Source organism: Streptomyces sp. NPDC003011 (assembly GCF_053591515.1).
Window position 1 is genome coordinate 1 of sequence record NZ_JBSFTY010000168.1, and the last position, 5,941, is coordinate 5,941.

A 5,941-nucleotide genomic window follows, 5' to 3' on the forward strand; every position below is an offset into this window, starting at 1 on the left:
GTGGGGCACGAGGGCCTTTCTGTTGGTGTAGACGTCGCAATCCACACCGAACCGGAAGGCCCTCACCTGTTTCAAGATCCCTCAGCCGAGACCTGCCTCACCCGTCCACAACCTCCCCGGACAGAACAGCTAGGCCCTCTCGGCTGGATCACCCCGGCGTCGCGGGGTCAAGGCGGTCGAGAGACGCCGCACCTCACGGCCGGGCGAGGTCCTGGACGACCTTGCCCGCTCCGCCGAGGTCGACGCCCGCCTCGCCGCCCGTGGCCGGGTTCGGCGTCTCGGCGATCACGCACGCGTTCTTCGATCGCCGGTGGCTGGTCAGGTGGCTCCTGGAGCATTACGGCTCGAAGGGGTTCGCGGAGCTGAAAGCGGGCGGGATGAACGGCATGTATTTGACCGATCAGGCCCTGCATCAGACCGCTCTGCTGGTGTCCGCGCTACTGATCACTGTGGTGTGAGCGGAGGCCGAGGATGAGGAAGTCCCAGGTCAGCAGCCCCGACTCGCTGGAAGCGGCTACGTTGATGCCGCTGGAGTCCATGAAGGTCATGCCGCTGAGGTCGATTACGGTCCGCGGCGGCGTCGCGCTGTCGAAGGACAGCAGGGCCTTGCTGAGTTCGTCTTTGACGTCGTGGTCGATCTCGCCGTGCAGGGTGAGGACCCGGATGCCGTCGATGGCGGTGTGACCGATGGACAGGCCGGGCCGGGCTGTTCTGTGGGTGTCTGTCGCGGTTCCTCGCAGGTACTCGCTGTGGGAGACGCGGCCCCGGTACGACGTGCGTTGGCAGCCTGCCCTGATACTACGGTGAACACCCGTTCGGTCCTTTGTGTGACCGGGCTCGCCATGCGAGGCAGCATCCGGGGTAAGTGCAGCCGGATGGACGGGGGAGAAGGGTGGAACCGGCGGAATCAGTCCCCGATGGTGAGGACAGCGTCATGCCTGGCGACGCCCCTCCGATCCAGGACACCATCGCCCTGGACGGTGACGGGCATGTCATTGCCGAGGCACGCCACCGCGCGGTGGACTTCCTCACCCGCGTGCAGGCCGAGCACGGCCTGCCGGTGTCCGCGCGCGCTATGGACCTGACCCAGCTGGTGGTCAGTGAGCTGGTTACCAACGCCTGCAAGTACGCGCCCGGGCCGGTGCTGATGGAGCTGCGCATCGCCGGGGACTTGGTGGAGATCATCGTGTGGGACAGCGAGCCCGTGCTGCCGATGGCGCGGGCCGCGGATGCGGGCCGGGTCGGGCAGCACGGCCTGGAGATCGTCATGGCCGTCGCCCAGGGCTTCGAGGTCCAGCGTGAGCCGGTCGGCAAACGCATCACCGCCCGCATTGCCCTGCCCGACGACCCCGATGGTGCCCTCACCGGCCGCCGCCCCCAGTAATCCGCCCGTCGTACCGCGCGGGCACTGAAGATCGCACTGGCGGCCAGGTCGTCACCATGAGCCTTGCCGTGCAAAGGTCATGAGGCGGTCTACGGTTCCTGACGTCCCCGGCCAGGCTTGGCGGCCGCTGCCTGGCGGAAGTCGAATCCGCACTCCGGGCACTGCACGGCGCCCTTGCGGATTTTGTTGTCGCACGCCGGGCAGTACCGGGTGTGCGGCTTGGTGATCAGCCACAGGACGCCCAGGATGATGTCGCCAAGGGCCCAGAGCAGGATGAGCAGGCCGACTCCGATACCGGTGCCGACCTGGCCGGCCTGGCACGTCGTGAGCGCGTCCCCGGTCAGCCCCTCGCAGCTTTCCGCTGTCGATACGCCGGTGATCGCCCAGATCAACATGATCAGGTTGAAGGCAAGGAGGGATGAGCCAGGTGAACCACCGCCAGCGTGGCATCAGGCGGCGACGCTTCTTCGCGGGTCGCCCCGCGGGTCCTGGCGTCTGGCTGTTACCACCGGTCGGTGGCGGATGGTTCTGGGAGGTCATCGGTATGGAGCCCCCTTCCTGAAGGGGGCCATTTGTGACTATTCATTCTGTATCCATGCTTACGTGATCAGCAAGCACAGGGCACTAAGCTCCCCGCCATCGGCCCGGACGACATCGTCACCGCCATCCGGGGAACCTGGCTGCGCGACGACGACCTCGACTCGGCCTTCATCTCGCGACCGAGGCCGTTGCCGTGGTACTCCGGCAGTACGCCAGTGCCGTAGCGCAGCAACCAGCGCGGTGGGCACCTCCCCCTGCGGTCGGCGATGGCGCCCGAAGTGTCGGTGACCTGGTAGATCGGTGAGGTGATCCATTTGGTGAGGTGCCGTTGACGGTGGCGGTTTGAGGGGAGTGGAGGACTTGAGCGGTCGGTGAGTCGGCCAGTGGGCAACCGCGAGGTGCCTGCAGGGCACAGGTGAGGGCCAGGGTCTGTGGCGGCCCTGACCCTCACCTCACGTGGGTGTCAGTGGTGCTTGCAGTCCCAGTGGCCCTTGACCCAGTGGTGGTCCCAGTGGCCGGGGATATAGATCCACTTGTAGGTGTAGTGGTGCTCCCAGGAGTCCTGGTGCCAGGTGCCGTGCTTGTCGTGGTGGCCCTTGTGCCAGGTCTTGTGGTGGACGTGCTTCTTCTCCCAGTGGCCCTTGACCCACTTCTTCTCCGAGTGTCCCTTCTTCCATTCGCACTTGTCGTGGCGGTCGTGATGGTCACCGGTCACCACGCTGGTGACGGAAGAGGGGGCGGGGGCCGCGTTGGCCGTTGTGGACATGCCGAGAGCGGCACCTCCGGCCAGCAGCCCTGTGGCGGCCGTTCCAGCCACCAGCCGCCGGACTCGCATGGATGCTGTCATCGCACGAATCTCCTTGCCAGAGCATTGGCGAACACAACGAGGAGTGAGCTGAGCCGATCCTGTCTTCTGCAGCCGCGAGACGGTGCGGCAGATACGTGACACGAACTGCATTCGCTGCCTTGTTGTGTCGGACATCAGGGATTCGGAGCCAACGGCACGCCGGATGACGAAGCACAAAAGAAAGCAAATCGGCTATCCGGCGGGTCGGCGCGTCCGGCGTGCGATACAGACACGGCCGGGCATCCTGCCCAGGCTGCGGCCGCGCCTGCCGGGTCCGAGCCGCGCCTCATGCCATCCGTCTGGCCTACGGCTACGAACTACCTCCACAGAGGAAATATCTACTGAAGCCCTAAAGGGGGCTGTTATGTCCACTATCGCTTCGCTGCCGGTCACCGGGCGCCGCGCCGTCGCTCTGCCCTGCGGCCAGCGCGCCCCGGCTGTGGCCCGCCACATCACCGAGCGGTGGCTGAAGACCGCCGATCGGCCGGACCGTATCGCGGACGCCGTGCTTATCGTCTCCGAGCTGGTCACCAATGCGGTCCGTCACACCCATGACTCGTGCCTGCTGACCCTCACCATCCAGGGCGGACAACTGGACATCGCCGTTGCGGACCACAGCGAAGAGCTCCCCGATCTTCACGCACGGGCAAGCGCGGGCGATCATGGCGGCTTCGGCATGGAGATCGTCTGCCGGCTCGGTGCACAAGTCCGGGTCGTCCCCGCACTCGGAGGCAAGACGGTACACGTCCTGCTCGGGCTGGAGACGGGCTAGACCACAGGGGCAATGTCCGGTCCATGGCCCGGCACCGATGTCACCCGCACGCCTATGCCGCCCTGCGCCCCGCAGCAGCCGGTGCCAAAGTCGAACACGGCACACAGGGCTGCGGGCACACCCCGGATCGCAGCGCAACGTACGAGGGGAGCGGAGTTTGCTGCGCCGATCCGAGCCCGGCACACGAGCGGAGGAGCTGCTGCCTCGTGTCGCCGAAGGCGACAAGGAAGCGTTCGCGGAGGTCTACGACGCGTTCAGCGGGACCGTCATGGGACTGGCCTGCCGCATCCTGCGCGACCGGGCCCAGGCCGAGGAGGTCACCCAGGACGTCATGATCGAAGTCTGGCGCACCGCGGACCGCTACGACCTCCAACGAGGAACGGCCAAAGCCTGGGTGCTCACCCTTGCACACCGCCGCACGGTGGACCGGGTGCGCACCGCCCAGGCCAGTAAGGAACGCGAACAGCGCGCCTCCTCGCTCCTTGCCGACCGGGACTTCGACCAAGTCTCAGAGACCGTCCTGACCCACGACGAACAGCGGCGCATCTACCACTGTCTGGCCTCCCTGGCCCGGCTCCAGCGCGTTCCCCTGGTACTCGCCTACTACCAGGGCCTGACCCATCATGAGGTGGCTGAGGCGTTGAACACCCCTACAGGCACCGTGAAGTCCCGCATGCGTGCAGGTCTGCAGCAGTTGCGTGCCTGCCTGGAGGGGACAACATGACACTCCAGGAGGATCCGCACCTCGCGCTCGGCGCATACGTCCTGCACGCTCTGCCGCCGGCCGAGGAAGCCGCCTTCGAAAACCATCTGGCCAGCTGCGAGACATGCGGTCACGAGGTCGCTTCGCTGCAAGAGGCCACCGCCTCTCTGGCCGCGGTGCATGCCACGCCGGTACCGCCGCGCCTGCGGGCCAGCACGCTGGACGCCATCACCCGCGTTTCCCAGGACCGCCCTCGCCACCGCACCCACACAGCCGGCCGCCGCGCTCTGCACTTCATTCTCGCCGCGAGCATCGCAGCAGTCGCCACCCTCGGCGGAACCGCCATCTGGCAGCATTCCAAAGCCGAAGACGCCCGTGCCCAAGCCGCCCAGGCCCGCTCAACCAACGAGGCACTCACCGACGTTGTCACCGCACCCGACGCCACGCTGCACACGGCAGAACTGACCGGCCGGGCCACTGCCGCGGTTGTCGTCTCCAGGGCTCAAGGCAGCGCCGTCTTCACCGCCCAGGGTCTGCCGGTTCTGACCGGGAACAAGGTCTACGAACTCTGGTACGCCGCCGATACGGGCGCTCTGCGCCCTGCGGGCCTCTTGCAAGGTGAAATGAAACAGAGTGCACGCCTTCTGGAAGGCCCGCTTGCTGGCGCCGTCGCCGTCGGCATCACCGTGGAACCCCCCGGTGGCTCAAGGCAGCCCACTACGGAGCCCCTGGGTATCATTTCCCTCACTTCTTGAGCGCCGACCTGTTACCTGTGAATGGGTCACTGATCGACCGTAGGGCCGCATACACACCCAACGGCAGCTCACCAGATGGATGCCCCAGCCCGCCGGTATCGGCATCTCGTACATCGGGTCGCTCACTGGCCGTTCTCTATCCGCTCGTGTGCTCGGTCTGCTTCGAACGGGGTCCTGGAGCGGGTGAGTTGGCCGACGGCGGGGCATGAAGGGAAGGGAGATTCCCGGCGTAGGGTCCTGAACCTCGTGCACGTTCGACCTGTTCAACGTGACGGGCAGCCCAAGCTGACGCACCGGGCGAGTGACGCGCCTGGGCCGTGGAGTCCATACCTGTCCGTCCCAGCAGTATCTGGGCCCGCAAAAGCAGGAACACGTCCGAGTTTCGCCCGTTCACCGGACAGATCGTCACTCGGATACCCGCCCGAGTGGTGGGCGGCACGTATCTGACTGACATTAGCCACGTCGCCGCTGCGGTACCACAAGCCGACAGCATGTCAGCTGACGCCGGCCGCGACGGAAGGATCCTCTCATGCGCTCAGCTCGCACTTTCCTGGCCGCGGCCACTGTCACGGCAGCGCTCGCCATCGCAGCCCCCGGTGCCTACGCCTCCAGCGCCGGAGACTGGGACAAGGACGACCGTTCCTACAGCAGTGACCACGAGTCCAAGAAGGACGAGAACAAGTACGACGGCGGCAAGTACGACAAGCCCAAGGGTGGCATGCACACCGGTGGTGGTCTGCTGGCCGCTGTGGGTGGTGAGGACTGGGACAAGAAGGACCACGAGTCCGGGAAGGACGAGGGCAAGTACGACGAGAACAAGTACGACGAGGGCAAGTACGACGGTGGCAAGTACGACAAGCCCAAGGGTGGCATGCACACCGGTGGTGGTCTGCTGGCCGCTGTGGGTGGTGAGGACTGGGACAAGAAGGACCACGAGTCA

7 protein-coding genes and 1 pseudogene are annotated in these 5,941 nt (G+C 66.3%); 5 read left to right on the forward strand and 3 right to left on the reverse strand.

What is annotated here, in order from left to right; translation table 11 throughout:
- Positions 1–437: 437 nt before the first annotated feature.
- Positions 438–911, reverse strand: a complete 474-nt coding sequence (locus ACWD0J_RS40825; protein ID WP_451500935.1) for an STAS domain-containing protein — start codon at positions 909–911, stop codon at positions 438–440.
- A 23-nt stretch (positions 912–934) separates the two neighbouring features.
- Between ACWD0J_RS40825 and ACWD0J_RS40830 the strand changes: the two genes are divergently transcribed.
- The gene (locus ACWD0J_RS40830; RefSeq protein ID WP_451500929.1) at positions 935–1,384 is read left to right on the forward strand and encodes an ATP-binding protein; all 450 of its coding nucleotides are present in this window, start codon (positions 935–937) and stop codon (positions 1,382–1,384) included.
- A gap of 89 nt (positions 1,385–1,473) precedes the next feature.
- Here ACWD0J_RS40830 and ACWD0J_RS40835 read toward each other — a convergent pair whose 3' ends face one another.
- A complete protein-coding gene (locus ACWD0J_RS40835; RefSeq protein ID WP_451500930.1) occupies positions 1,474–1,779 on the reverse strand; it encodes a hypothetical protein in 306 nt (101 codons plus the stop codon).
- Between the two features lie 608 nt (positions 1,780–2,387).
- Positions 2,388–2,771 carry a hypothetical protein gene (locus ACWD0J_RS40840; RefSeq protein ID WP_451500931.1) on the reverse strand — a complete coding sequence of 128 codons (384 nt, stop codon included), beginning with the start codon at positions 2,769–2,771 and terminating at the stop codon, positions 2,388–2,390.
- Positions 2,772–3,135: 364 nt separating this feature from the next.
- Here ACWD0J_RS40840 and ACWD0J_RS40845 point away from each other — a divergent pair, with 364 nt between their 5' ends.
- The 4 genes and pseudogenes from ACWD0J_RS40845 to ACWD0J_RS40860 form a co-directional block, all read left to right on the forward strand.
- On the forward strand, positions 3,136–3,543 hold the full coding sequence (locus tag ACWD0J_RS40845) for an ATP-binding protein (protein WP_451500932.1): 408 nt from the start codon (positions 3,136–3,138) through the stop codon (positions 3,541–3,543).
- Positions 3,544–3,700: 157 nt separating this feature from the next.
- Entirely contained in the window at positions 3,701–4,267 is a 567-nt protein-coding gene (gene sigK, locus ACWD0J_RS40850; RefSeq protein WP_451500933.1) for an ECF RNA polymerase sigma factor SigK, read from the forward strand.
- Complete coding sequence (locus ACWD0J_RS40855; protein ID WP_451500934.1) at positions 4,264–5,001, forward strand: anti-sigma factor; 738 nt, start codon at positions 4,264–4,266, stop codon at positions 4,999–5,001. Before sigK ends, ACWD0J_RS40855 begins: the two co-directional genes overlap by 4 nt.
- Positions 5,002–5,530: 529 nt before the next feature.
- Positions 5,531–5,941: pseudogene (locus tag ACWD0J_RS40860) on the forward strand (hypothetical protein); the annotation flags it as partial.